Genomic DNA, 21,925 nt, shown 5'->3' with positions numbered 1-21,925 from the left:
ACATGGAAAACTTGGTTACGATTGACCAGACAAAGATTGAAGTCAAGAATCTGAACTTCTATTATGGAAAATTTCACGCCATCAAAGACGTGAACATACGGATCGCGAAAAACAAGGTAACGGCATTCATCGGCCCGTCCGGATGCGGCAAATCCACGCTGCTGCGCACCTTCAATCGCATGTATGAGCTTTATCCCGGCCAGCGTGCCGAAGGTGAGATCAACATGGATGGCGAGAACCTGCTCACTTCTTCGCAGGATATTTCCCTGTTGCGTGCCAAGGTCGGCATGGTGTTTCAGAAACCCACGCCTTTTCCAATGAGCATTTATGATAACGTGGCCTTTGGCGTCAAGCTGTTCGAGCGCCTGTCCAAGGCGGCCATGGATGAACGGGTCGAATGGGCCTTGACCAAAGCTGCCCTGTGGAACGAGGTAAAGGATAAACTTGGCCAAAGCGGCAACGGCCTGTCCGGTGGCCAGCAGCAGCGTCTGTGTATCGCCCGTGGTGTTGCCATCAAACCAGAAGTGTTGTTGCTTGACGAGCCATGTTCTGCGCTGGACCCGATTTCTACGGTGAAGATTGAAGAGCTGATTACCGAATTGAAAAAAGACTATACGGTCGCCATCGTGACGCACAATATGCAGCAGGCGGCACGTTGCTCCGATTACACTGCGTACATGTATTTGGGTGAAATGATGGAGTTCGGTGAAACGGAACAAATGTTCGTCAAGCCCAAGCGCAAGGAAACCGAAGACTATATTACCGGCCGCTTCGGCTAACACCGACATTGCGAGGCAGGCTGCAGCCTGCCGAGTTTATCTAAGCGTGGAAAGCTGCGCCTTGCGGTATTCGATTTGTCGGATACGGCAGGGCGCAGTTTGTTTTGAACGTGACCGTTTTAGCTATTTTTGCCACAACTAAGGGTTATCCCTGACAACGCATTTTCCCATGTATTGGTAATATTTGCGGGCGCAATGTTTAAAACAATGTTTGATAATATGGATAGGTGAATCCATTGCGCCGCCCCGCCTCGTGTGGGGCGCTTTGTTTTGGCATGTGGTTCTGGTGGCACAGGCCCAAGAACCAGCAACCTTCGCCTGCTATTTATTGTTGGCGACACCTGCGCGGCCACGTTCCTTTGCGCCTGCGCGTGCCGCTAAGCAGATATAGTATTATCGGAACAGGCAGCCAGTCTTGCTCCCGATTATTCTGAGGAACATTCACACAATGGCGTACTATCTTATCGTCCGGGTAAAAGTCAACGACCCCGCAGGCTATGCAGCCTATACCGCTTTGACACCTGATATCGTCGCTGCCCATGGCGGGCGGTTTCTGGTGCGTTGTCCAGCGCCGGTCACCCTTGAGGGACCGCAAGAGCAGCAGCGCATCGTAGTGGTGGAGTTTCCTGACGAACAGCATGCCCGAGCGTTTTATGACCCTGCGCAGTACCAGGCTGCCAAAGCGATCCGCGAGCCCGTTTCAGAAGCACAGTTTCTGATGGTTCCCGGCGTCTGACATCCCGCTTTGGGTTATATCGTTCCGCTGTTTATCGGGACCAGTAACACCTGGCGAAAACAGCGGCCCGCTATGAAATACCCATGCTTGTGCGGTGTTGACAAAAGCCCTGGCATGTCATTTCTAAGTAAAAGCACCAGGGCAGGTATGCGATGCGCCTGCTCATACCCTCGTGGGCCGATTGCTGGGGCAAGCCGACAATGCCAGCCTATGCCAATCCGGGTTGGCGGCCGGCAGGCTCACAGGTGCGTGTGCCCATGCACGTGCGGATCCACCATGTCTGCGGTCTGCAGCTCCAGAAATATGCCGCAGTTTTTGACATCATGAGGGACGGTGCAGCGTTGTCGCAGCGAGGCCAGTTGTGCTTTTAACTGGCTCAGTTCCCGGATGCGCGTTTCTACGTGTTCAATATGGGCGTCAATTGACTGGTTGACTGGCTGGCAATCGTCCGGTGTCTCGTCGTGCGCCTGCAACAGGGTGCGGATTTCGTCGTGGGACATATCCAGAATCCGACAGTTTCGGATAAAACGCAGGCGCTGCACATGTTCATTATCATAATGCCGGTAATTGCCCTCTGTTCTGACGGGCGCGGGCAGCAGGCCGGCTTTTTCATAAAAGCGGATGGTCTCTGGGGTACACCCCTGCAAGCGGGCCAATTCTCCGATTTTCATCTTTTTTCCTGTCCTGTTCAATAATGCCTTGACTCTAAAGTTACTTCAAGGTTTTAAATGCCATTATACGATGAATTGGAGTAGAAGCATGTCAGAGCAGCAAACCCGTGTTACCGCCATCCGAATCGAGCAAATGGACTGCCCGACAGAAGAGCGGCTATTGCGCAAGGCGCTGGAGAAAAAGCCAGGGGTAACCGGCCTTCGTTTTAATCTCATGTCCCGTGTCCTGTCTGTGACGCATGATCCGGCCATACTGGATGAGGTTATGCAGGCGATCCGCAAGATCGGCTTTACGCCGGAGCTGCACGACGGCAAGCCCGCGTCTGCCAGGGTGGCGGGCAAAACTGGCTGCTGCGGGCATTCACATGATACGGCAGGCGGCCAGATAGCCCAGGGTACACCGCACAGTCATGGAGAAGGCGGCGCACACGATGTGCATGGTCATCATCAGCACAAACATGATCACGGCGCCGACGGGCACGATCAGGCGCAGCACGCTCATGGACGGGCGCGCAGCGCCCAGCTGGCGCAACCGGAAGGCGAAGAGGTCTCTCCCAATATTGCCGGCGGCATCCTGCCTGCCTGGTGGCATCTTGCGTTGGGCGGGGTGCTGGCGCTAGCGTCTGAGCTGGTCCACTGGTTCGATGGGCCAATCTGGCTGACCATTGTCTGTGCTATTGCTGCAGTTGCCCTGTCTGGCACGGCAACCTACCGCAAGGGCCTGGTTGCGCTGCGTTATGGCGATTTGAACATCAATGCGCTCATGAGTATTGCCGTTACCTGCGCCTTGCTGATCGGGCAGTGGCCTGAAGCGGCAATGGTCATGGTGTTGTTTACGCTGTCTGAATGGATCGAGGCAAAATCCCTGGATAGAACGCGTGCGGCTGTAGCCGGACTGATGAACCTGGCGCCTGAAACGGTGATGGTACAAATCAACGGACAATGGCTGAAGCGGGAAGTCGCGCAAGTGGCGGTCGGTAGCCTTGTGCGTATCGCGCCGGGCGAGCGTATCGGACTGGATGGTCGTATCGTTCGCGGCATGACAACGGTGAATCAGGCGCCTATTACCGGAGAAAGCGTGCCGGTAGACAAACAGCTGGGCGACACAGTATTTGCGGGTACAGTCAACGAAGCTGGCGAAATTGAAATCGATGTGACTGCGGCAGCCGATAGCACAACGCTGGCCCGCATCATCAACCAGATTGAAGAAGCCCAGGCGGTAAAAGCGCCGACGCAGCGTTTTGTTGATACGTTCTCGCGCTATTACACGCCCGCCGTAGTGGTATTGGCCGTTCTGCTTGCGGTTATTCCGCCGCTCTTTTTTGGCGGGGCCTGGCTGGCCTGGATTTATCAGGCATTAGTCGTGCTGATTATTGCCTGCCCGTGCGCCCTGGTCATCTCGACACCGGTAACCGTGGTCAGTGGATTGACCGCAGCAGCCCGCATGGGGATCCTGATCAAAGGTGGCGTGTATCTGGAGCAGGGACATCGCATGCGTTGGCTGGCGCTGGACAAAACCGGTACGATCACGCAAGGTCAGCCGGTGCAGACAGGCATGACGCCGCTTGACCCGGACCAATCCATAGGCGAGCTGCAGCGCATTGCGGTGAGTCTTGCCGCGCGCTCCGATCATCCTGTTTCCAGGGCCATCGCGCAGGCGCCCGAGGCCGCTGCCGTGTCGGCCATGACAGTAGGTGATTTCGTCGCCGTGGCCGGGCGGGGCGTGCAAGGCGTTATTGATGATGAACGCTGGTACTTGGGCAGTGCCGTGTGGGCGCAGGAACTGGGCCTCATGACCGCTGCGGTACAGGACAGCGTGACGGCAGCACAAAACAGTGGTCAAAGCGTTGTGCTGCTGATGAACACGCGTGCTGCTTGCGTGTTGTTTACCGCCGCCGACAAAATCAAGGACAGCAGTGTCAACGCGATCGAGCAATTGCACCAGTTGGGAGTCAAGACCGTGATGCTGTCGGGCGATCATCAATCTGTTGTCGAGGCCATCGCCAAAACCAGCGGGGTGACGCAAGCGCAGGCGCAGTTGCTGCCGCAGGAAAAACAGCAAGTGGTACAGAAACTGCAAAAAGGAGGCCACGCTGTTGTCGGCATGGTCGGAGACGGCATGAATGACGCTCCGGCGCTAGCGCAAGCTGATATCGGATTCGCGATGGGCGCAATGGGTTCCGATACGGCAATCGAGACGGCGGACGTGGCGCTGATGGACGACAATCTGCTCAAAATCCCCGCATTCCTCAGGCTATCGCGCACCACGCGGCGTGTGCTGGTGCAGAACATCAGCCTGGCCCTTGGCATCAAGGCGGTATTTTTGGTGCTTGTACTGCTGGGACTGGGCTCTATGTGGCTTGCCGTCTTTGCCGATGTCGGAGCCAGCCTGCTGGTGGTGGCCAATGGACTGCGTCTATTGCGGGTGGGACCAAAGCTTGCAGGGCAGTAGTTAGCGCCGGACCGCTCACATCGAATAATCGAAAAAAAATGTGTCAATAGCAACAAAACATGCCCGGGACAGGAGAGCGCGTTCGCTACGGTCGCCAGCCCCGGCGCATGGTCATTCACAATATTTCAATTGTCATAAATTATGGGATCCAGCAAGCGACCATTAACATTTAATTGCAAATATAAATAGAAATCGTTATCATTTGGCTTTAACATCAAAAGATAACGAGGACTTTTATGGCGGTTTCATCGATGTATTTTGGTCAGAGTGGCGGCAAGTTTACCCCCAATATTCTGTTGGTTTCTATCCTGGGAGCGCTTGCCGTGCCGGCAGGGGCAGTTGCACAGACGGCAGCCACATCGGCCAGTGGGGCCTCCTCCGTGGCAACTTTACAGGCGATCAAAGCAGTAACTGCAGACGATGCAACCAGCGAGGGCACAGGGCTGTATAGCGTTCCGGTGGCAACAAGTGCCACACGCCTGCCGTTGTCGCCGCGCGAGACGCCGCAAACAATCAATGTGGTAACACGCACGCAAATGGACGATTTCCGGCTGAATAACGCGACGTCTTTGCTCTCTGCTGTCCCTGGCGTGTTTGTGCAGCAGGTGGAAACGGATCGCAACTACTACATCATCCGAGGTTATGACGTTACCAATTTTCAGATAGACGGCGTGGGAATGCCGTTTTCCACTGAAGAGCAGATCGGCGACCTGGACATGGCCTTTTATGATCGGGTCGAAGTGCTCAAGGGGGCCAATGGCCTGTTGTCCAACACCGGTAACCCGTCAGGGACCGTCAATTTCATACGCAAACGTCCCAAGCGCGAATTTTCCGCCAACGCGGGTTTATCGTACAGTTCCTTTGCCACGCGTCGGCTCGATGTTGACATATCCTCGCCACTGAACAGTAGCGGATCGGTACGCGGCCGGCTCGTTGGTGCCTATCAGAAAGGCAATTCTCATCTTGATCGCTACGGCCTGGAAAAACGCATGTTGGGTGTGATTGTGGACGCAGACCTGAGTGACCGCACGACGTTGACGCTGGGGCACACCTATCAGAGGAACAAATCGAAATCACCCATGTGGGGCGCTTTGTCGCTCTACTATACCGACGGTAGTGCGATTGATTACGATGTATCGGATAGCTACGCACCGGACTGGGCATACTGGAATACCACGGACCAAACCAGCTTTGCTGAATTGAATCATGATTGGGGCGGCGGCTGGAAAACCAAAGGCTCATTGACCTATCGGAAGATCACGCAGGATGCCGAGCAGTTTCTGGCCTATGGTGTGCCGGACCGTACGACCGGCTTGGGACTCTCTACCTATCCAACAAAATATGACCGCTACGAGAAGCAATGGATCGGAGACATCAGCACGACCGGAAAATATACATTAGGTGGTCGCCAACACGATGTCATGTTTGGGATTAATGCCAATCGCAGTAAAAACTATATGACATCGTTGGAAGCGGATGTGGGCGTTCCGTTACCTTCATTGTCCGTCTGGGACAGGCAATTTCCACGTCCTGATTTTGCTAATGGTACGGAAACCTTTTCCGATTTTACGGTTCGTAAAACCACGGCGTTTGCGGCAACACGCTTGAATCTGCATGATGATTTCAAGGTGATTGCCGGTCTTAACTACACCCGGGCAACCAGCACAGGTGAACACTACGGTGAGCCTCGTGAATACAAACGCAATAAACTGTCTCCCTACCTTGGCCTGATCTATGATCTGAATGACAATTACTCTGTTTATGCCAGTTATACCGGTATCTTCAATCCGCAGTCTCAGGTGGATATAAACGGTCAGATTCTGCCGGCCATTGAGGGCAAAAACTATGAGATCGGCCTCAAGGGTGAATCTACGGACGGAAAAATCAATGGTAGCATCGCCCTGTTCCGCGCAGAGCAGGACAATACTGCAGAATACGATACCTTTCTGGACGGCCTGAGCCGTTACAAAGCAGTGAACTCGCGCTCTGCCGGCTTTGAGCTGGCGTTGCAGGGTGAAGTGATGCCTGGCCTGCAGGTCAGCGCCGGTTATACCCATTTTTTCTCGATCAAGGATGAAGATGGTAAGGCCGTGCGCGAATTCGTCCCCAAGAATTCCTTTACCGTAGCCGCTTCATATGCCGTGCCTGCAGTACAGGGGCTGAAAGTAGGGGGCGCTGTGCGCTGGCAATCGGAGACGCGTCGTTTGCAGGGTCAGACAGCGGCCGGAGACGACATCTATCTGAAACAAAAATCGTATGCCGTGACTGACCTGATGGCCAGTTACGAAGTCAACAAGAATGTCACGGTAGGGGTTAACGTCAAGAACGTGTTTGACAAGAAATACCTGACCTCCACGCAATGGGAGCAGGGCTTTTATGCCCCTTCGCGCTCGGTCGGCATGAATGTTCAATTAAAGTACTAAAGAATCAAGGTAGCAGATAATGAAGGGCAGCCAAGCGGCAGACACAATTTACGATGTACTTGGGGTAGGCCTGGGGCCCTTCAATCTGGGGCTGGCATGTCTGATGGCGCCAGTGGAAAATCTTACCGCGGTGTTTCTGGAGCGCAAAAGCGCGTTCAGCTGGCACGATGGCATGATGATTCCGGGCACGACGTTGCAGAATAACTTCATGGCGGACCTGGTTACGCTGGCAGATCCGACAAGCGCCTTCACTTATCTGAATTACTGCAAGCAACAGGGAAAAATCTACCGCTATTATTTTCGGGAGAATTTTTATCTGACCCGGCAGGAGTACAACCGCTATTGCCAGTGGGCCGCGTCACAACTGGATAGTGTCCATTACGAACGGCACGTTACCGCGCTGGCGTATGACGATGCCGATCAATGTTATGTGGCCACGGTAACCGATTTGTGCAATCAATGCCAGTTGCAATATCGTGCACGCCGGCTGGTGGTCGGTATCGGTAGCATGCCCAGTCTGCCCGCCTGCGTTGGCGAAGATTATTTGTCGGCGCACTCCGGCCAGTATCTGCGGCAAAAAGCCAGATTGCAGAAAGCGCGCAGAATTACCGTGATCGGCAGCGGCCAGAGCGGCGCCGAAATTTATTATGATTTGCTCCACGATATGGAACAGCACGATTACGAGCTGTACTGGATCACGCGATCTTCCCGTTTCTTTCAGATGGAAACCGGCAAGCTCACGCTTGAACTGATTACGCCGGACTATGCCGAGCATTTTTACAAGCTGGACGAGCAACAAAAGCATAGGACACTGCAGGATCAGGTCAGCATTTTCAATGGCATCAATACCAGCCTGATCGAGCAGATTTATGACGAGCTGGATGAAAAGTCGCCAGACAGTGCCCGTCGGACACACTTGTACACCAATATGGCACTCACCCAATGCCGCCGCCGGGGCAGCGACACGGAACTGGTATTCGATCATTGCCAGACCGGCGAGCGGTACCGCTTCATGACAGACGAAATCGTGTTTGCTACCGGCTATTGTTACCGTATTCCCGATTTTATGCAGGGGATTGCTGATCGACTTAGTCTGACCAGACAGGGGCGCTATCGCCTGGCCCAAGACTATGCCGCAGACGTCAATGGTGATGAAGTCTATATCCAGAATGCGGGCTTTGATAGTCACGGCCTGACCAATCCGGATCTGGGATTAAATTGCTTTCGCAATGCCTGCATTATCAATGCGATTATGAAGCGGGAAGTGTATGCGATCGATACCGGCACGACATTCCAGGCGTTCACGCCGCAAGAGAACAGCCAGTTTGCACAGTTGAGCGATCAATGACCATACGCCTTGCCATCATCATTATGTCCGCACTGGGCATGATGAGCGACACCGTGCTTATCGGATTTTATCCGCAGTTTTTTGACATGCGCTATGGCAATACCGATCAGGTGCACACCGGGATGTATGTGGCAGCTATTTCGATTGCTGTCATGTGTACGCTGCCGATCTGGGTGCGGGTAGCCAAACGGTTCGAGCCCATGTCGCTTATTGGTTTTACCCAGTGCGTAGCGGGCCTGCTGTGCCTGTCGGCCATCTGGGCTGAAACGCTGACGCAATACTGGGTTTTGACCATGCTCATGTTCATGTTCAAAAGCAGTTATCTGCTGATGTTTCCGTACCTGATGCGCATCGTCAATAGCGACGAACACAGCCGGACCATCGCGCTGCTCTCTGTTGTTGTGCACATATCGGGCATCCTGGCCGCTGCCTCGGGCGGCTACATATTGCAGCACCTGGGAGCGAGCGCGGCGCTGGTCCTGATGGCTGCCGGCGATTTCGGACAAATGGCCATCACGCTGTGGCTGAACCGCTCGGGGAAAATCATCAAGGTTAACAGCCGGCAGCAAATCAGTGCACAGGACATCAAGGATACGGCAGCCATCGTCGCTGATGATGCGACGGCACCCGCGCCGGTAGCAACACGTCGCGGATTCTCGCATTTGACCAAAGGGATCCTGACACTGAGCCTGATTATGTTTGTGTTTGATTTTAGTGCCTATCTGATACGGCCGTTCTTCTCTGAATACTGGATCTATGCAACGGCACACAAGGACCAGACGCTGGCAGGATTGATTTTTGCCATTCCAGGACTGGCGGCGGTGGTTGCCCTGATTGTCAAACATCGGCTGAGCGCGACGGCGACGCAGCGCAATGAAAATCTGTCCTGGAATTTGCTGTTGTCACTGGTCGGCCTGTACCTGCAGTCGATCCCGTCCGACATTGCAATTGTGATCGGGCGTTGTATGTATGGCTGGGGGCTGTTTCAGATTGCGGTCAAACTGGAAGTCAGCCTGTTTAGCATCAGCCGCAAGGAAGACTATGCGCATCACTTCAGTATCACCAATTTTTTCCAGAACCTGGGCGTGCTTATTTCCTCCTGGTGCGCAGGTTATATCGTCAGTCTGATCAGCCATCAGGCCGTGTTCCTGATTGCCGCTGCCGGCATTGCGCTGACATGGCTGGCCAATAAGCTGACGCTGAATCTGGACCATATCAAGACAGCTGGTGTCCCGCAGGGCGCCGATACAGACAGGAGCAGCGAAATTGAACTGGAATCCCGGCGCGTTTGAGATTCGGGAACTTGTTCCCGAGCAGGATGTACCCGTATTTCATCCGTGGTTTGACCTGGAATACGCCAGCTACTGGGACATGGCAGACATGACCCGGCAGCAAGTATTGGCGTTCTACAAGGCGCAGCAGGCCAGCCCGCATGAGTGGGCCTGGGTTGGTACGCAGCGCGGACAGATTTGTTTTCTGCTCGAATGCTATGACCCGCAGCATCACGATATTGCCCGGCATTACCAGGTGGAGCCTGGCGACATCGGCATGCATTTTTTTGTGGCGCCGGCAACCGAGAAGCGTCATGGCTATACGCTCGATGTCATGCGGCATGTCATGCATTACCTGTTTCATCAGGTTGGTGCGCGACGGGTCGTGGTTGAACCCGACAGCCGCAATGACAAGGTAAGGGCGCTTAATCGCAAGGCCGGATTCGCAGAGGTCGGTCTCATTGCCCTTAAAACCAAGCAGGCCATGCTGTCTATTGCCACCAGGCCAGCCTTCGACGCAACCCTATCACTTTCAGGAACTACTAAGATGAGCCATTATCCCGTACCGCCAGCGCAACAGCATTTGCGCCATCTCGAGCCCGAGATCTGGAAACATGTCAATCGTCATCTGGTTGCCAAAGCCATTGCCGAATTTTCTCATGAACAGATTTTGACGCCTGCGCGCAGTGACGCGCCTCATGACGCTCGTCATGCGGCCCATGACGATAGCCTGCAGGACTATGTACTGGTGTCCGACGATGGGCAAACGCAATACAAGTACCTGGCTCGTCCCATGATGTTACGGCACTGGCATGTTTCAGAGCCGTCGGTCACCCGTATCTGCAATGGCCAGACACTCGAACCTGACGCCTTGTCGTTTATTATCGACTTTAAGGAAACGCTGGCCATACCTGCTGACAAACTGCCGGTGTATCTCGATGAAATAAGCAGTACGTTGTATGGCGCAGCGTACAAGCGATGCCACCAGTCACTGGACAGCAAGGATCTGTTGCATGCAGACTACCAGCAGATAGAAGCGGCCATGACCGAGGGGCATCCGGGTTTTGTTGCCAATAACGGTCGCATTGGTTTTAATGTGTTCGATTATGAAAGCTATACGCCGGAAACCGGCAATCGCTTCACGCTGGTATGGCTGGCGGTACATCGCAACCATGCTCATTTCGCCTCACTCTCCACGCTGGAATATGACAGTTTTGTTCGCCAGGAACTGGGGTCGCAACGGGTGGCTGACTATCGCGGGCAGGTGCAGGCACTGGGGCTGGACCCCGATCATTATCTGTTCATGCCTACGCATCCATGGCAGTGGTTCAATCGTTTGAGTATTGCGTTTGTCGCAGACATTGCACAACGCAACATTGTGTACCTGGGTATTGGCCAGGATACGTATCAGGCGCAGCAATCGATCCGCACCTATTTCAATCACACGGATCAAGCCAAATGCTATGTAAAAACCTCCCTGTCCATCCTTAACATGGGCTTTATGCGTGGTCTGTCTCCTTATTACATGGCAGGTACGCCGGCAATCAACGAATGGCTCAAGCAACTGATTGGCAATGATGCTTTTTTACGCCAGAACGGTTTTGATATCCTCCAGGAAGTGGCCTCTATCGGCTACACCAATCGCTATTACGAGGCCGCACTGAAGAAGGACAGCCCTTACAAAAAAATGCTGTCTGTGTTATGGCGTGAAAGCCCGGCCGCCAAAGTGCAGAAAACAGAACGGCTGATGACCATGGCATCGTTGCTGCATCGTGACCGCGACGGACAGGCGCTGTTGCCACTGATGATTGAGCAGTCCGGCTTGTCTGGCAGTCAATGGCTAAGCCGCTATTTCGACGCTTTCCTGGTGCCTGTGGTGCATTGTTTCTATGCCTATGAGCTGGTGTTCATGCCGCATGGCGAGAATCTGATCATGGTCATGGACCACAGTAATGTGCCGCAGCGCTGCATCATGAAGGACATTGCCGAAGAGAGCGCGATTCTGGATCAGGACTTCGACATTCCGGAGCATATCGCCCGGCTCAAGGTAAGCGTGCCGGAAGACTACAAAATATTGGGAATATTCATCGATATTTTTGATGGCGTGTTCAGGCATATGAGCGACATCCTGCACAGCAGCGGCTGCTGCAACGAAGAACAGTTCTGGATGCTGGCTGCGCTGTCCGTCAAACGGTATCAGCAGGCGCATCCGGCTTTGGCCGACAAATTCGGTCGCTACGACTTCTTTGCAGATGATTTCAGACACTCATGCCTGAACCGCCTGCAATTGAAAAACAATCTGCAGATGGTGGATCTGTCGGACACGGCCGGCAGCCTGACCATGGCCGAGAACCTGCCCAATCCCGTCGCACGCTTTCGCGCGCTGTCGGTGGCCGAGCTGGAGGCCTCAAACCTGATGCCGCAGCCCGAACCCGCCTGATCTTTCCGGAGAATTCGCATGGACCTTGCAGACATTCTGAAGCTGGCTTCTCCACTGCCTGTCAGTGCCTATTTTGATCAGGCGGTATATGAGCAGGAGCAGAAGCACATTTTCCGTTGCTGCCCGCTTTATGCGGGGCATGAAAACAGCGTGCCAGAAGTGCAGGACTGGTACGCGCTGCCACAGGAAAACGGCGGGCGGGTATTGGTACACAACGCCGATGGCATCAAACTGATGTCCAATGTGTGCCGCCACCGCCAGGCATTGATGCTGGGCAGCTACAGCACCAACTGCGAGCTGACCGAACATCGCGGTTCGCTGGGACAGACCGGCGGCAATATTGTCTGCCCGATCCATGCCTGGACCTATCGTGCGGATGGCGAGCTTCTGTCGGCGCCGCAGTTTGAAATTCGCCAATGCAAAAAGCTGGAGTCCTCTCCCTTGCTGAACATGAGCGGTTTTTTGTTTGAACATCCGTCCGGTCTGCCGCACGATATTCAAACGCTGTTTGATGAACTGGGGCATGATCTTTCCCATTACCGGCTTGATCATGTAGAAACGCATAGCTGCCCATGCAACTGGAAAACTTTTATCGAAATCTACAATGACGATTATCATATCGGGCCGTTTCACCCGGGGCTAGGCAAATATGTGGAATGCGATGCCCTGCGCTGGGCTTATGGCAACTGGTATTGCAAGCAGACGGTTGGCGCCGAACAGACTCTGCAAAAGGGCGGTACACCGGTATATCGGGAATGGGAACGCCTGCTCAAAGAGTACATGGGCGATGAAACGCCTCAGTTCGGCGCAATCTGGATCGCTATTTATCCCACGCTAATGATTGAACTGTTCCCGCATGCGCTGGTGGTGTCGTCGCTGTTTCCCAAAGGTCCCGGGGAAACGCTTAATCTGATTGAATTTTATTATCCCGACGATGTATTGGCGTTCAGCCCGAAACTGGCCGAGTACCATCGCAAGGCCTATATGGAGACGGCCGAAGAGGATGACGAAATCGCGGTCAGAATAGATGAAGGACGTCGTGCGCTGTATTTGCGGGATCGCAATGACCACGGCCCCTATCAGATTCCGCTGGAAGAGGGGATGGCGCAATTTCATGCCTGGTATCGCACCATGATGAATATGGATAGCACACAACACCCAGTGCCGGGCACCTTCTGATACGGATTTGCAATAACGACATTTGCAATTGTTTCACCTGCTGCGTGATTATCGATAAACGCCCCGGCAATAGGTACATGTTTATTTTGCGATACAAGACATGTTGGGCCTTCAATGTGGTGTCCGACCCACGGTGTTGTGTTGGCAGCACGGCCGGCCTGCTGACCTCATTGCGCCAAGCGCCGCCGTGCACCGCTGCGAGCAATGTGCTTGTCGCAAGGTGAAGAGGTGCCCGATCACCTCAGGCTGCAGGGTAGCGGTTGTTATGCCGGCGTTGCAGGCGTTCAATGCGACCATCGGCGGCTCGATGTAACGGCCGCCGCAACAGCATTGATGTGTTGCGGCGACGTCTGCGCGAAGCCATCCTGTCCAGCCTTTACCATTTTTTAGTGATGTCCAATATGCCATCGTTGCGCTGGCGGCGGCTGACTTCGTCTATGACCCATCTGGGGGCGCCGATATCTGCCAGCACATGCGAGTCCAGATGCTGGATCTGGCTGACCGCCGTTGACCAGGGGTCATCTTGATTGACTGCGTCGGGCAGGGCGGTCAATGCTCGGCGCCCTGCTTTGGAACGTAATGTCGCGAACAGTCTGCGAAGCCGGCTATCGCCTTTGGCGGTGCAGGCAAGGCTGGGGCAGGAAGGGGTCTGGATAGCAGTATTCATGATCTTTCCTTAAGCTCGATGTGTAGATAAGCATTGCTGGAAGCAGCACACTTATGGTAAGTTTAACCATCCATTTGACCGAATAAAATCAATGATTTTTAACTAGATTGGTCATTTTTTCTTACCAATCGTCTCTGGTGCAAGCAGAGACCTTACCCATTGTGAACGTGATGGCCAGAATCCCCTTAAATACGCTTCCCGCCTTTCGTACCGTAGCTGAGCTACAAAATCTGCGTGCCGCTGCAGAAGTGCTGCACCTGACACATAGCGCGGTCAGCCAGCAGATCCGCCAGTTGGAAAGCACGCTGGGGTTTGCACTGTTTGAACGCCAGGGCCGCAGGATCGTACTCAATGCAGCAGGCGCTACATTTTTGTGTTCCGTGCAGTCGGCGATGATTCAGCTTGAGGACGGGCTGCAATTGGCCAGGCTGGCTTCGGACAGCGTAGAGAAAAAACTGCGCATTTCGGTGGTGCCGTCGTTTGCGCAGCGCTGGTTGTTGCCGCGACTGGAGCGCTGGCGGGAACGCCATCCGGATATAGCACTTGAAATAACGGCATCTCAGCAAATTGTTGATCTGCAACGCGACGGATTCCATGCTGCGGTACGCGAGGGTATGGGGCCGTGGCAAGGCGTCGTGGCTGACCGTCTTTTTGAAGATCCCATGCCGCTGATTGTGGTCGGTTGCGCCGTGGATGCGCGCCGGCTTGTCGGCGCACCGCCCGCTGCCTTTCTCAAGGAACCGTTGCTGGGCGATCGAGGCGCCTGGCAGGCCTGGTTTGCTGCGGCCGGCTTGCAAGTGCCGTTCAATACCGTAGCCGAGTTCAACGATATGGGACTGATGCTGCAGGCTGCAGAACAGGGGCTGGGGCTGACGCTGGCGCGAGAGCTGCTTGCTGCAGATGCAATTCGCAATGGCAAGCTGATTCGCTTGTCACCGATCTCGGTCGCTTACGACACGGCGCATGCCATTCACCTTGTCTACCGCCCGGCATTGCGCGACTGGCCTGCGTTAGCTGCCTTGCGCACCTGGATTACCGAGGAACTGGCTGCCTCGCGTGCGACCTTGTTGCAGGACGCGCGTAGCGAACAGGGCGGTGGCAATAGCCGGACAACGAATCAAAATGGCAAGTGAGAAAATGTCAAGTGAAATTTTCGCGCTGCTGTAGTAAGCTGTATTGAACACGGAATATCGCACGGATCTGCTGAGTGCCGCGGGTGCCTGTACTGTTGGTGGTGCCGCGCCAATTGACGGCTGATCGAACTGGCGGCTTGCCAGGGTCTTGTTGATTATCCGACTGCTTTGTTAAAGAAGGAGAACAGTATGGCTGAATCTGCGATCACGACCGGCCGCTATATTGTGCTGTTACGGCACGGGCGAACTGAAGACGGAATACGGGATTTACAGCGCATTACCGGCGCTTCCATTGTCAAATCCGAAAACACGACCGACCGGCAATACACTACGCTGGAACTGAACTGTGCAATTGTTTTTGATCATATTGGTGCCGCCCTGATCCGTTGCGAAGTAGCCGCTGGCAATGCGATACAAACGGCCTCGCAACAGGCGCAGAGCAATATTCTGATGATTGAACCCGAGCGTAGCGTGCGTGCAATCGCGATACCGTCGAACTTGCCTGCGGGCACTGCACAAGGCGATTCCGATGCACAGGCAACTTGGGGCGTACGCGCCTGCGGTGTCGATCATTCAGACTACACCGGCACGGGTATCCGTCTGGCTGTTCTGGACACCGGCCTGGACGTGCAGCATCAGGATTTTGCGCAGCGGCAGATCGAGTCGCGTTCCTTCGTGAGCGGTGCCCAGGTTCAGGATGAAAACGGCCATGGCACGCATTGCGCCGGTATTGCTGCGGGGATCCTGAAGCCGGTTGCCGGCCCTCGTTATGGCGTGGCCGGGCAAGCACAACTGTACATCGGCAAAGTGCTGGGCAATGACGGCAGCGGCGGCGACGGGAGTGTGCTCGATGGCATTGATTGGGCAGTGGGTGAGGGCTGCGAGATTATTTCCCTGTCACTGGGCAGTCCCGCCAAGGAAGGAGACAGTTATTCACAAATTTTCGAAGAAGTAGCAAAGCGCGCTTTGGCCGCCGGCACATTGATTATTGCTGCCGCAGGCAATGAAAGCCAACGACCCGACTACATCGCGCCGGTCTCGCATCCGGCCAATTGTCCATCCATTGTCGCGGTGGCTGCCATTGACGAGCATATGGCGGTAGCCCCCTTTTCCAGCGGGGGCGTGCAAAATGACGGCGGGCAAGTGGACATTGCGGCGCCGGGCGTCGATGTGCTTTCGTCATGGCCGAGTCCGGAAAATTACAATACCATCAGCGGAACCAGCATGGCCACGCCGTTCGTTGCCGGGGTGGCTGCGCTGTTTGCCCAGTCCGATCCTGCTGCCAGGGGCAGCATATTGCGGGATCGCATAGTGCAAAATGCACGCCCATTGCCATTACCACAGCGCGATGTAGGACGCGGACTGGTTCAGGCGCCCGGACATCCGGCCGCAGTCAATGGCCAGGGCATGGGCTCGTAAATGCGCCGATGAAAAACATTCAGGAGAGGGCGATGGTACGCATTACTTTGACGGTGTTGGTCAAGGAGACCTATCGGAATCGCTTTTCTGTGGTTGTGGAAGACTGTCGCCGGCAAGGCATGGTCGTAGAACGGGAAATGACCGCCCTGGGCCTGTTCTCGGGCAATATCGAGGCTGAAAAAGTGACTGAACTGCGTGCTGTAGAGGGCGTGGCTGCCGTGGAGGCAGACAGACCTATGCGGCCGTACTGCTAAACAGGCGGACTGCACCAGCACCGACGATAGCGCGTTGAGCTTCATTTGTTGTAAAAAGGTACGCTATTTAATAGAAATGACAATGAGAATAGTTTACATTAACTACTAATTCAGTTACAGTACCGCGACATAACATTGTTTTATATCGTCCGTCGCACGATCCTCAGATCCGCGTCGTCTCACCGGCATTTTTCCCCTATGAAATCTTCACACAGCACACGGTCTGCCTTCCTGACCGGCGTTTTTTTTCTTTCTGCTCTGGCAGCTACATCGGCCTGGGCTCATAACCCGGTCGCTTCCTGCAAGGCGGTAGGTGCAGACAAAGTACTGTGCAAAGGCGGGTTCTCCGACGGTTCGGCGGCGCCGGGTGTCACGCTGGATGTCATCTCCTATGATGAAAAAATGCTGCTTCCGGGGAAATTGTCCCCGGAGTCCACCCTGGAATTCAAGAAGCCGGAGCAGGAGTTTTACATTCTGTTCGACGCGGGCCCGGGCCACGTGGTAGAGATCGACCAGAGCGAGATCACGCAATGACGGTACAGGCCATTCGGCCTGCCGGTGCGGGACATGAAACGGGCGCGGTTCTGGCGGTGTGCGCAGGTATTGTGCTGCTTGCTACGCTGACAATCGTGTTGCGAACCACAAGTGCACCGGTGTCGCAGATACAGACAGACCAGATAGATGCACGCCACGGCTTGACTGCGGCGGAGCAGGGCGTGTACGCCGATCTGCTGGTTGCTGCCGAGGAGGTCGGTTTCGCGCAGACGCCGCCTCAGGTCAGCGATCTGGCCGAGCAGATGATTCCACCCTTTGTGGTGGACGCCTCCACGGGACGGCGTGGTGGTCACGACTGGCACATGAAGCAGGAAGGCCAGGTGGTTGCCTATATCGGCGTCACGCAAGCCCCAACGACTGCGGGCTCAATGTTGTTGCGGGTGACGCACTCACCAGGCGCCGCTAGTTATGCCAAGGAGCAAGACAGCCCGGCTCAGGTCTGGCTGTACAAAACGACAGATGCGGCGGCGCAGGTTCCCGCTGCCCTGAACCCGGACAGCCTGACACAGGAAGGCTGGCAGCAGATTGTCTCGCAATTTGACGCCGGCGCTACTCGCCACCAACACTAGTGCAGCAGCACTCAACCTCTTTTTTCTCAACACTCATGATGTCTTTTTTGCTGTCTGTTTTTGCCGGTCGGGTTCGCGCCTTGTCTTTTTTTTGCGGCTCAGTGATATTGCTGAGCGTCTGCAGCGTTGCCGGCGCCAAGGTGTTGCGCATCGGCGTGACCTTGCATCCCTATTATAGCTACGTCGCCAATATTGTCGGTGACAGGGCGCAAGTGGTTCCGCTTATTCCCGCAGGCTTCAATCCGCATGCGTATGAACCCCGGGCTGAAGATATCAAGCGCATCAATGACTTGGACGTGATCGTGGTCAACGGGATCGGCCACGATGATTTTGCCGATCGCATGATCCAGGCTAGTGACAACGCCAAGGTGCCACTGATCGAAGCCAACGCCAATGTGCCCTTGCTGGCAGCGACGGGGTCAGCTGCCCGTGCCGGTAGCGGCGCCTCATCAGGAAAGATTGTGAACCCTCACACCTTTCTGTCGGTAACCGGTTCCATCGCCCAGGTCAACACCATTGCGCGTGAATTGGCGAAGATCGATCCGGACAATGCTCAGGCGTACCGGGAAAATGCCCGCAAGTACACGAAAAAGCTACGGACCTTGCGTGCGCAGGCATTGCAGCGTTTGGCCAGTGTGCCTGCTGGCGTCATGCGCGTAGCCACAATTCACGGGGCCTATGATTATCTGTTGCGCGAATTCGGGCTGGAAGTGACGGCAGTGGTTGAACCTGCACATGGGATTGAACCCAGTCCGGCCCAGCTTAAGGGCACGATTGACCAGTTGAAGAAGCTGGATGTGAATGTGATTTTTTCAGAAATGGATTTTCCGTCAACGTATGTGGATACGATTCGCAACGAGACCGGTGTTCGTCTTTATCCCTTGACGCATATTTCCTATGGCCAATACTCGGCCGACAAGCTGGAGACCGAGACGGCCAAGAACCTGGATACCGTAGTGCGGGCAATGCAGGAGTCCGGCAAATGACAGGCCCGTGCGTCGACATGCGCCAGGTCCGGCTCTCGCTTGGGCAGACCCGGATTCTGCATAATATTGATCTTCATGTGCAGGCGGGCAGTATTCATGCGCTGATCGGCCCGAACGGCGCGGGTAAAAGCTCGCTTATCAAAACCCTGATGGGGCAAATGCCGCATCAGGGCGCATTGACGCTGACCTGGCCTGCACAGCCGGGCGTGATCGGATATGTGCCACAGGCACTGGAATTTGATCGGACCCTGCCCATGACGGTCAACGATTTCATGGGTGTCATGACACAGCGCCGACCAGCATTTTTCGGATTGTCCTCGCGCAATACCCATGCCATTGACGACGCCCTGTTGCGCGTTGGCATGCACAACAAGCGCAAGCGGCGCATGGGCGAACTCTCAGGCGGCGAGCGCCAGCGTATCATGCTGGCGCAGGCGCTCATTCCAGCCCCGTCGCTGCTGGTGCTGGATGAACCCATGGCGGCACTGGATGAAGCCGGCGTTGCCGTATTTGAAGATCTGCTTGGCTACTGGCGTAACAGCGGCGTTACCGTGCTGTGGGTAGAGCATGATCTTGATGCCGTCAGGCGCCTGGCCGACCAGGTCACCGGTCTGAACCACCGGGTTGTGTTTGAGGGTGAGCCTGCCAAGGTATTGTCGACCGAACAGTTGCTGGTCCTGTTTTCCGCTCATCCGCGCATGGATGCTCACCTGGCGGCGCCCGTGTCGCCTGCCCAAGCCAGGGTGGCGGCATGATCTTTGATACGATTCGCACGCTGCTGCAGCAATGGGCTCAGGACGGGGTGCTTCCGCAAATGTTTACGTATGGTTTCGTGGTCAATGCCTTTATGGCCGGCTTGATCATCGGGCCATTGCTGGGCGGACTGGGCACACTGGTTGTGGTCAAGCGATTTGCCTTTTTCTCCGAAGCGGTAGGGCATGCCGCCATGACTGGCGTGGCCATCGGGATTCTTGTCGGTGAACCCTACACCGGTCCATATGGGAGTCTATTCGGGTTCTGTCTGTTATTCGGTATTTTGCTCAATTATCTGCGCAACCGTACCGGTCTGGCCTCGGATACCTTGATCGGTGTTTTTCTATCAATTTCACTGGCATTGGGTGGCAGCTTGCTGCTGTTGCTGGCAGGCAAGATCAATATTCATATTCTGGAAAACGTCTTGTTCGGTTCGGTACTGACGGTCACCTCGCAAGACCTGCTGGTGCTCAGTGTCATCGGGTTGCTGACCGCATGCCTGGCGCTGTTCAATTACAACCATCTGATTCTGTCCAGCTTCAATGTACAGCTGGCAGCGGTACGCAAAGTGCGCACGACACTGATGGACTATCTGTTTGTTGTGCTGGTCACGCTGGTGACCGTTGCGGCGGTCAAGGTCATTGGTGCAATCCTGGTTGGTGCATTGCTGGTTATTCCTGCGGCCACAGCAAGAATTCTGGCGCAATCGATGCGCGGCTTTTTCTGGCTGTCAATTGCGATCGCGATTGTCAGTACCCTGGCAGGTATTCTTCTGCCGATCCAGTTCGCTTTACCGGTACCCTCGGGCGCAGCCATCATCCTGGTTGCCGGTAGCGTGTTTATTCTCTCGGCGCTGGCCAGGGGATTTATCCCTGCATTGAAAGGAACAACGGCATGAAGCCGATTGCTGTCTCTCCCCCCTATTTTTTCCAGATACGACTGGCGCTGCTGACGCTATGCATGGCAACGGCGCTGGCCAATCCATCGCTGGCCCAGGATGAAGTTAAGACGCGCAGCCGTAGTGCTGCAGACGCTGCGACTCAAGGCAATTTGGCTTCTGGCATGGCCCCTGGTGCTGCGGCCTCGGCTGCGCCGAACCGGCAGGCAACAACCGTTGTGGCAGCGCATCCGGTTGTCTACGGGCTACTTCAGGCCCTGACGCAAGGTAGCGGTATCGTGCCGGGTCGGGCAACGCCCGCCAATTTGCCGGCATCCCGCCATTACTCCTATTTGTCGGGCCGTGGCGCGAAATCTTTTGATCGCGTCGTGCGAAATGCAGATGCGGTTGTTCATCTGCGTTCTATCTGGCCGGATGACCCGCTTTATCCGCAGGCACGAAAACACAATATTCGGGTCATTGAAATTGATGCCGCCAATCCCGTGGACCATGGTCTGCCTGGTATTGCCTCCACTGCAGACACTAACTCCGCAGCAGATTATCCCTGGCTCAATCCGGTAAATATGGGGCGGATGGCCGACATTATTGCATCTGACATTCAGCGGCTTGAACCGGGTGCCAAGGACAAAGTAGAGGCGAATTTGGCGACATTGCGCCAGCGCCTGATTGCCCTGAACGCCCAGGTGGAGTCTGCACTACTTGATGCGCCGAATCTGTCTGTCGTTGTGTTGTCACCGCGGCTGCACTCGTTGGCCGGTGCCTTCAATCTTGATGTCGTGCCGGTGACCGCACAGGTCGACTGGGACGCGCAGGCGCTGGCCGCGCTGGGTAAAGTCATCAGGGACAGTGGCGTGCATGCAGTTCTGCTGCACGAAGCCGCAAGCCCTGATGTGGCCGCCGCGATTACCGGCGCGGGCGCCAAACCGGTGATTGTGGAAACCGATGGCGACGACCCGGCGGCGGTGCTGGAAGCGGCAGGCAAGCGCCTGGTACAGGCACTGGTTGCCGGCAACCCGGGCTGACGTGGAACAGGCAAATTATGTTGATGACATCTGAATTGTTGATCATAGGCGAGGTTAGGTAAGCATGGTCAAGAAAAAATCCAAAGCCAAGCTCTGGTTCCTTATTCACAGCTGGCTGGCATTGCCGATCTGGGGCTTTATCTTTTTCATTTGCCTGACCGGCAGTATTGCGACGGTCAGCCAGGAAATCGAGTGGTTGGCCAGCCCGATGGTGCGGGCCAACCCGCCAGCCGGCAACCCCAGAATGCTGACCTATGATGAGGTTTTGGCGCGCGTTGAGCAGGCCCATCCGGGATCGGTGGTCAACTCCATACGCCGGCCGGTCAAATCGCAGTTTGCCCTGACGGTCAATACCAGTTATCAGGATGGC

At 55.2% G+C, this 21,925-nt stretch carries 20 protein-coding genes and 1 pseudogene; 19 read left to right on the top strand and 2 right to left on the bottom strand.

The annotated features are described in order from the left end of the window. The first annotated feature begins 2 nt into the window (after positions 1–2). Together pstB and ACTIKR_RS04960 are read left to right on the top strand one after the other, a co-directional pair. Complete coding sequence (gene pstB / locus ACTIKR_RS04965) at positions 3–779, top strand: phosphate ABC transporter ATP-binding protein PstB (protein WP_193088774.1); 777 nt, start codon at positions 3–5, stop codon at positions 777–779. 448 nt (positions 780–1,227) lie between these two features. After that, positions 1,228–1,515, top strand: a complete 288-nt coding sequence (locus ACTIKR_RS04960; RefSeq protein ID WP_442327261.1) for a DUF1330 domain-containing protein — start codon at positions 1,228–1,230, stop codon at positions 1,513–1,515. Between the two features lie 239 nt (positions 1,516–1,754). Here the strand turns inward: ACTIKR_RS04960 and cadR are convergent, their stop codons facing one another. Further along, on the bottom strand, positions 1,755–2,186 hold the full coding sequence (gene cadR / locus ACTIKR_RS04955) for a Cd(II)/Pb(II)-responsive transcriptional regulator (RefSeq protein WP_193088776.1): 432 nt from the start codon (positions 2,184–2,186) through the stop codon (positions 1,755–1,757). A gap of 88 nt (positions 2,187–2,274) precedes the next feature. Between cadR and ACTIKR_RS04950 the strand changes: the two genes are divergently transcribed. From ACTIKR_RS04950 to ACTIKR_RS04920, 7 genes and pseudogenes are all read left to right on the top strand, one after another. Then, positions 2,275–4,638: a heavy metal translocating P-type ATPase gene (locus tag ACTIKR_RS04950; RefSeq protein ID WP_226816904.1), complete on the top strand. Its 2,364-nt coding sequence runs from the start codon at positions 2,275–2,277 to the stop codon at positions 4,636–4,638. Between the two features lie 236 nt (positions 4,639–4,874). Next, entirely contained in the window at positions 4,875–7,061 is a 2,187-nt protein-coding gene (locus ACTIKR_RS04945; RefSeq protein ID WP_442327260.1) for a TonB-dependent siderophore receptor, read from the top strand. A 19-nt stretch (positions 7,062–7,080) separates the two neighbouring features. Beyond that, a complete protein-coding gene (locus ACTIKR_RS04940; RefSeq protein WP_442327259.1) occupies positions 7,081–8,409 on the top strand; it encodes a lysine N(6)-hydroxylase/L-ornithine N(5)-oxygenase family protein in 1,329 nt (442 codons plus the stop codon). Then, complete coding sequence (locus tag ACTIKR_RS04935; RefSeq protein WP_193088780.1) at positions 8,406–9,701, top strand: MFS transporter; 1,296 nt, start codon at positions 8,406–8,408, stop codon at positions 9,699–9,701. The genes ACTIKR_RS04940 and ACTIKR_RS04935 overlap by 4 nt, the downstream gene beginning before the upstream one ends. Then, positions 9,637–10,134: pseudogene (locus ACTIKR_RS04930) on the top strand (GNAT family N-acetyltransferase); the annotation flags it as partial. The gene ACTIKR_RS04935 and the pseudogene ACTIKR_RS04930, both read left to right, overlap by 65 nt. 93 nt (positions 10,135–10,227) lie before the next feature. Continuing rightward, positions 10,228–12,120, top strand: coding sequence for an IucA/IucC family protein (locus ACTIKR_RS04925; protein ID WP_442327271.1), 1,893 nt, complete (start codon positions 10,228–10,230; stop codon positions 12,118–12,120). Positions 12,121–12,138: 18 nt separating this feature from the next. Then, the gene (locus ACTIKR_RS04920; RefSeq protein ID WP_442327258.1) at positions 12,139–13,299 is read left to right on the top strand and encodes an aromatic ring-hydroxylating oxygenase subunit alpha; all 1,161 of its coding nucleotides are present in this window, start codon (positions 12,139–12,141) and stop codon (positions 13,297–13,299) included. 376 nt (positions 13,300–13,675) lie between these two features. Here ACTIKR_RS04920 and ACTIKR_RS04915 read toward each other — a convergent pair whose 3' ends face one another. Next, positions 13,676–13,966, bottom strand: a complete 291-nt coding sequence (locus ACTIKR_RS04915; RefSeq protein WP_193088783.1) for a hypothetical protein — start codon at positions 13,964–13,966, stop codon at positions 13,676–13,678. A 170-nt stretch (positions 13,967–14,136) separates the two neighbouring features. Here ACTIKR_RS04915 and ACTIKR_RS04910 point away from each other — a divergent pair, with 170 nt between their 5' ends. The 10 genes from ACTIKR_RS04910 to ACTIKR_RS04865 form a co-directional block, all read left to right on the top strand. Beyond that, positions 14,137–15,099 carry a LysR substrate-binding domain-containing protein gene (locus ACTIKR_RS04910; RefSeq protein WP_442327270.1) on the top strand — a complete coding sequence of 321 codons (963 nt, stop codon included), beginning with the start codon at positions 14,137–14,139 and terminating at the stop codon, positions 15,097–15,099. 189 nt (positions 15,100–15,288) lie between these two features. Then, a complete protein-coding gene (locus ACTIKR_RS04905) occupies positions 15,289–16,518 on the top strand; it encodes a S8 family serine peptidase (RefSeq protein ID WP_442327257.1) in 1,230 nt (409 codons plus the stop codon). Between the two features lie 32 nt (positions 16,519–16,550). Then, a complete protein-coding gene (locus ACTIKR_RS04900) occupies positions 16,551–16,772 on the top strand; it encodes a hypothetical protein (protein WP_193088785.1) in 222 nt (73 codons plus the stop codon). 198 nt (positions 16,773–16,970) lie between these two features. Next, positions 16,971–17,306, top strand: a complete 336-nt coding sequence (locus ACTIKR_RS04895) for a hypothetical protein (RefSeq protein ID WP_226816908.1) — start codon at positions 16,971–16,973, stop codon at positions 17,304–17,306. Further along, the gene (locus tag ACTIKR_RS04890; RefSeq protein ID WP_193088786.1) at positions 17,303–17,896 is read left to right on the top strand and encodes a DUF6162 family protein; all 594 of its coding nucleotides are present in this window, start codon (positions 17,303–17,305) and stop codon (positions 17,894–17,896) included. Before ACTIKR_RS04895 ends, ACTIKR_RS04890 begins: the two co-directional genes overlap by 4 nt. A 35-nt stretch (positions 17,897–17,931) precedes the next feature. Beyond that, the gene (locus ACTIKR_RS04885) at positions 17,932–18,882 is read left to right on the top strand and encodes a metal ABC transporter solute-binding protein, Zn/Mn family (RefSeq protein WP_442327256.1); all 951 of its coding nucleotides are present in this window, start codon (positions 17,932–17,934) and stop codon (positions 18,880–18,882) included. Further along, positions 18,879–19,637, top strand: coding sequence for a metal ABC transporter ATP-binding protein (locus ACTIKR_RS04880; RefSeq protein ID WP_442327255.1), 759 nt, complete (start codon positions 18,879–18,881; stop codon positions 19,635–19,637). The genes ACTIKR_RS04885 and ACTIKR_RS04880 overlap by 4 nt, the downstream gene beginning before the upstream one ends. Then, positions 19,634–20,533 carry a metal ABC transporter permease gene (locus ACTIKR_RS04875; RefSeq protein WP_193088788.1) on the top strand — a complete coding sequence of 300 codons (900 nt, stop codon included), beginning with the start codon at positions 19,634–19,636 and terminating at the stop codon, positions 20,531–20,533. Before ACTIKR_RS04880 ends, ACTIKR_RS04875 begins: the two co-directional genes overlap by 4 nt. Next, positions 20,530–21,555: a metal ABC transporter solute-binding protein, Zn/Mn family gene (locus ACTIKR_RS04870; RefSeq protein WP_442327254.1), complete on the top strand. Its 1,026-nt coding sequence runs from the start codon at positions 20,530–20,532 to the stop codon at positions 21,553–21,555. The genes ACTIKR_RS04875 and ACTIKR_RS04870 overlap by 4 nt, the downstream gene beginning before the upstream one ends. Positions 21,556–21,619: 64 nt before the next feature. Continuing rightward, a partial coding sequence (locus ACTIKR_RS04865; RefSeq protein WP_442327253.1) for a PepSY domain-containing protein occupies positions 21,620–21,925 on the top strand: 306 nt, incomplete at its 3' end.

Origin of the sequence: Advenella sp. (genome assembly GCF_052108595.1) — a bacterium.
Classification (GTDB): Bacteria; Pseudomonadota; Gammaproteobacteria; order Burkholderiales; family Burkholderiaceae_B; genus Advenella.
The sequence above is the reverse complement of the archived record's forward strand: the minus strand, read 5'-3'. Positions and strand labels throughout refer to the sequence as shown.

What these genes read in the sequence shown, in the direction of transcription:
- ACTIKR_RS04920 (WP_442327258.1), top strand. Translation starts at nt 12,139, where the DNA reads ATGGACCTTGCAGACATTCTGAAGCTGGCTTCTCCACTGCCTGTCAGT.
- ACTIKR_RS04875 (WP_193088788.1), top strand. Translation starts at nt 19,634, where the DNA reads ATGATCTTTGATACGATTCGCACGCTGCTGCAGCAATGGGCTCAGGAC.
- ACTIKR_RS04900 (WP_193088785.1), top strand. Translation starts at nt 16,551, where the DNA reads ATGGTACGCATTACTTTGACGGTGTTGGTCAAGGAGACCTATCGGAAT.
- ACTIKR_RS04910 (WP_442327270.1), top strand. Translation starts at nt 14,137, where the DNA reads ATGGCCAGAATCCCCTTAAATACGCTTCCCGCCTTTCGTACCGTAGCT.
- ACTIKR_RS04870 (WP_442327254.1), top strand. Translation starts at nt 20,530, where the DNA reads ATGAAGCCGATTGCTGTCTCTCCCCCCTATTTTTTCCAGATACGACTG.
- ACTIKR_RS04905 (WP_442327257.1), top strand. Translation starts at nt 15,289, where the DNA reads ATGGCTGAATCTGCGATCACGACCGGCCGCTATATTGTGCTGTTACGG.
- ACTIKR_RS04890 (WP_193088786.1), top strand. Translation starts at nt 17,303, where the DNA reads ATGACGGTACAGGCCATTCGGCCTGCCGGTGCGGGACATGAAACGGGC.
- ACTIKR_RS04935 (WP_193088780.1), top strand. Translation starts at nt 8,406, where the DNA reads ATGACCATACGCCTTGCCATCATCATTATGTCCGCACTGGGCATGATG.
- ACTIKR_RS04960 (WP_442327261.1), top strand. Translation starts at nt 1,228, where the DNA reads ATGGCGTACTATCTTATCGTCCGGGTAAAAGTCAACGACCCCGCAGGC.
- cadR (WP_193088776.1), bottom strand. Translation starts at nt 2,186, where the DNA reads ATGAAAATCGGAGAATTGGCCCGCTTGCAGGGGTGTACCCCAGAGACC.
- ACTIKR_RS04895 (WP_226816908.1), top strand. Translation starts at nt 16,971, where the DNA reads ATGAAATCTTCACACAGCACACGGTCTGCCTTCCTGACCGGCGTTTTT.
- ACTIKR_RS04915 (WP_193088783.1), bottom strand. Translation starts at nt 13,966, where the DNA reads ATGAATACTGCTATCCAGACCCCTTCCTGCCCCAGCCTTGCCTGCACC.
- ACTIKR_RS04925 (WP_442327271.1), top strand. Translation starts at nt 10,228, where the DNA reads ATGAGCCATTATCCCGTACCGCCAGCGCAACAGCATTTGCGCCATCTC.
- pstB (WP_193088774.1), top strand. Translation starts at nt 3, where the DNA reads ATGGAAAACTTGGTTACGATTGACCAGACAAAGATTGAAGTCAAGAAT.
- ACTIKR_RS04885 (WP_442327256.1), top strand. Translation starts at nt 17,932, where the DNA reads ATGATGTCTTTTTTGCTGTCTGTTTTTGCCGGTCGGGTTCGCGCCTTG.
- ACTIKR_RS04880 (WP_442327255.1), top strand. Translation starts at nt 18,879, where the DNA reads ATGACAGGCCCGTGCGTCGACATGCGCCAGGTCCGGCTCTCGCTTGGG.
- ACTIKR_RS04945 (WP_442327260.1), top strand. Translation starts at nt 4,875, where the DNA reads ATGGCGGTTTCATCGATGTATTTTGGTCAGAGTGGCGGCAAGTTTACC.
- ACTIKR_RS04950 (WP_226816904.1), top strand. Translation starts at nt 2,275, where the DNA reads ATGTCAGAGCAGCAAACCCGTGTTACCGCCATCCGAATCGAGCAAATG.
- ACTIKR_RS04940 (WP_442327259.1), top strand. Translation starts at nt 7,081, where the DNA reads ATGAAGGGCAGCCAAGCGGCAGACACAATTTACGATGTACTTGGGGTA.